This window comes from Mesorhizobium sp. M7A.F.Ca.CA.003.01.2.1 (assembly GCF_003998945.1).
Classification (GTDB): domain Bacteria; phylum Pseudomonadota; class Alphaproteobacteria; order Rhizobiales; family Rhizobiaceae; genus Mesorhizobium; species Mesorhizobium ciceri.
In genome coordinates, this window is record NZ_RZRA01000820.1 from 1 (window position 1) to 2590 (window position 2590).

The following is a 2590-nucleotide window of genomic DNA, read 5'->3' on the forward strand; positions in this document are numbered from 1 at the left end:
ACGCTGCCGTTCCGCATCGGCCGTTTCGTTTTGATGTCGTCGCGCGATTCGGTCGGCGGCGGACCCTACATCGTCGAGGAAGCCTGGCCGCTGTCAGGCACGGACGCCCGCGCCTCCAGCCTTGTCGCCAGCGCCTCCGACGCCTCGCGGATCATGCGATAGGCGGAAGCGAAGGCTTCTGCCTCGTCATGATAAGGATCCGGCACGTCGCGTGCCTTTCCCTGCGCGAATTCCAGGAACAGATGGATACGGTCCTGCACGGCCGCCGGCGCCAGCGCCTTCAGGTCAGCGACATTCGACCGGTCCATGCCAAGGATCAGGTCGAAACGGTGGAGGTCCTGCGGCGTGACCTTGCGCGCCCTCTGCCCGGAAATGTCGACGCCGTGCCGCATGGCGACCGCGATCGCGCGTCGATCGGGGGCAGAGCCGGCCTCCCAGTCACTGGTTCCCGCCGAATCGAGCAGGATATCCCGGGCCGACCCGCGCTCGGCCCAAACGGCGCGGAAGACACCTTCCGCCAGCGGCGACCGGCAGATGTTGCCGAGGCAGACGAAGAGAATGGAATTTATAGGCTTCGCGCTCATCGATCCGTCGCTATGGTGAGGGTCGTTTTCGAATAGCACAGGATAGGGACATGGCGAGAGAGAAACTGGGCAGGCAAGCCGCTGAAGCCGCATTGACGGGCCTCGACGGCTGGGCGCTGGCGGAAGACGGCGCCTCCATCAAGCGCACATTCACCTTCGCGAATTTCTCCGAGGCTTTCGCCTTCATGACCCGCGTCGCGCTTGCCGCCGAGGCGATGGATCATCATCCCGACTGGTCGAATGTCTACAAGACCGTCGACGTGACGCTGAACACCCACGACGCCGGCGGCGTCACTGCGCTCGATATCGATCTGGCCACGAAAATGAACCGTTTTGCCGGCGCCTGAGGCCTGGTATCGCCTCGGCAGGCCCAAATCGGCACCGGCATCTTGTAGCGGGGGTCGGGTTTCACCACATTTTCCCCCGCGGGGCAGGCGCCGGATGCGCATGAGCCCCGCAAGGAGAGACTGATGGCGCAACAATCCGGTTTTGATTTCTTCGGCTTTGGCGGCAAGCCGTCAGACGAGAGCGAAGTGCGCGAGAAATTCTGGCGCACAGCCAAGAAGGCCGCGCGGCAGATCCCCTTCATGGAAGAGGTCGTGGCCGCCTATTATTGCGCCATGGACAAGAACACGCCGCTGCGCGCCAAGGGCATTCTGCTGGCCGCGCTCGGCTATTTCGTGCTGCCGGTGGATGTCATCCCCGACTTCGTCTTCGGGCTTGGCTTCACCGACGACATCGCTGTGCTCACCGCCGCGATCACCGCCGTCAGTGCCCACATCACCACTGCGCACCGGCAGGCCGCCAGGGACGCCATGGCCGAGAAGGGCTGAACACGCGCGCGGAACGCCGTTGAAGCCGGCTTTCGGCGACAGCGTAAAAAGTCAAACTCTTGCCGCTTTCGTGGCCTTCAAGTCGCCAAAGGGATGTCGCGCCACCCGCTCGCAGGGCGGCGGCGCGGGTATGGTGGCGGTTTCCTCGGGGTGAGGGTCCTTTTCTCTTCGGAAATTCACCGTTTGGTAACCCAGATTAAATCAAAATGAAGCGACGGGCAGGACGCCAAGCCGGCCTGCCTCCGCACCATTTGGAATACGGGAAAAGCGATGCGCGGATTGATTGCGATAGTTTCGAGTCTGGCCCTGGTGGCCGTGGCAGCGCCGGCACTGGCGCAGTCGGCGACCAAGATCGGCCAGCACAATGCCTGGGGCACCTACAGCTACCAGGCATCGGGCGGCAAGGTCTGCTATGTCCTGACCGTGCCGACCGACAAGCAGCCGCCCACGCTCGACCATGGCGATATGTTCTTCTTCGTCAGCCAGCGGCCCGGCCAGCAAGTGTCCTACGAGCCGCAATTCATTGCCGGCTACAATTTCCAGGAAGGCTCCAAGGCCACCGTGACCATCGACAAGAAGACGTTTTCGATGTTCACGCGCGGCAAATCGGCCTGGGTCGAGAATGCCGCCGAGGAGCCGGTACTGATCGCCGCCATGAAGACCGGCACCGACATGAAGGTGACGGCGAAGTCCGGCCGCGGCAATCCCACCTCCTATGTCTTCTCTCTGAAGGGCATTTCGGCGGCGCTGACATCGATCGCCAAGTGTAAATAGGCAAAGCTACTTTTTTGAGGGAAAGGCCGGGCCGCGAAGTCCGGCCTTTTTTCTTTCATACTTGCCCCGGCCCGGCCTCCGCCCGGCGGCGCCGGATCGCCTCGGCGATGAAGACACGCGATAGCGCGTGATAGAGCGGCTCGTGCGAGATCATGCGCGCCGTGCCGTAGCCCAGCATCGAGGCCAGCATCAGCGCGATGACATTGTCGTGATTGCCGGTCATCTCCAGGATGATGACGAAGGCCGTCATCGGCGCTTGCACCACACCGGCGAAATAGCCGGCCATGCCGAGCAGTGCCGCCACCCCAGTGCTCGCGCCAAAGAGGAGGCCGAGCGAACTGCCGATGCCGGCGCCGACAGCCAGCGAGGGCGCGAAGATACCGCCCGGAATGCCCGAGA

The 2590-nt window shown here is 63.4% G+C and carries 4 protein-coding genes and 2 pseudogenes; 4 read left to right on the top strand and 2 right to left on the bottom strand.

Features of this window, described 5'->3' with window-relative positions; all coding sequences use genetic code 11:
• Positions 1 to 162: pseudogene (locus EN969_RS36275) on the top strand (RNA 2',3'-cyclic phosphodiesterase); the annotation flags it as partial.
• 26 nt (positions 163 to 188) lie between these two features.
• Here EN969_RS36275 and EN969_RS26100 read toward each other — a convergent pair.
• A pseudogene (locus EN969_RS26100) lies at positions 189 to 677 on the bottom strand (low molecular weight protein-tyrosine-phosphatase); the annotation flags it as partial.
• Between EN969_RS26100 and EN969_RS26105 the strand changes: the two are divergent.
• The 3 genes from EN969_RS26105 to EN969_RS26115 all read left to right on the top strand — a co-directional run bounded on the left by EN969_RS26105 (position 635) and on the right by EN969_RS26115 (position 2191).
• A complete protein-coding gene (locus EN969_RS26105) occupies positions 635 to 931 on the top strand; it encodes a 4a-hydroxytetrahydrobiopterin dehydratase (RefSeq protein ID WP_063169551.1) in 297 nt (98 codons plus the stop codon). The pseudogene EN969_RS26100 and the gene EN969_RS26105 overlap by 43 nt on opposite strands.
• Before the next feature lie 123 nt (positions 932 to 1054).
• A complete protein-coding gene (locus EN969_RS26110; protein WP_013528816.1) occupies positions 1055 to 1417 on the top strand; it encodes a YkvA family protein in 363 nt (120 codons plus the stop codon).
• 270 nt (positions 1418 to 1687) lie between these two features.
• Entirely contained in the window at positions 1688 to 2191 is a 504-nt protein-coding gene (locus EN969_RS26115) for an invasion associated locus B family protein (protein WP_013528815.1), read from the top strand.
• Positions 2192 to 2246: 55 nt separating this feature from the next.
• On the opposite strand, the gene EN969_RS26120 is transcribed toward EN969_RS26115, so the two are convergent.
• A partial coding sequence (locus tag EN969_RS26120; RefSeq protein ID WP_206524824.1) for a chloride channel protein occupies positions 2247 to 2590 on the bottom strand: 344 nt, incomplete at its 5' end.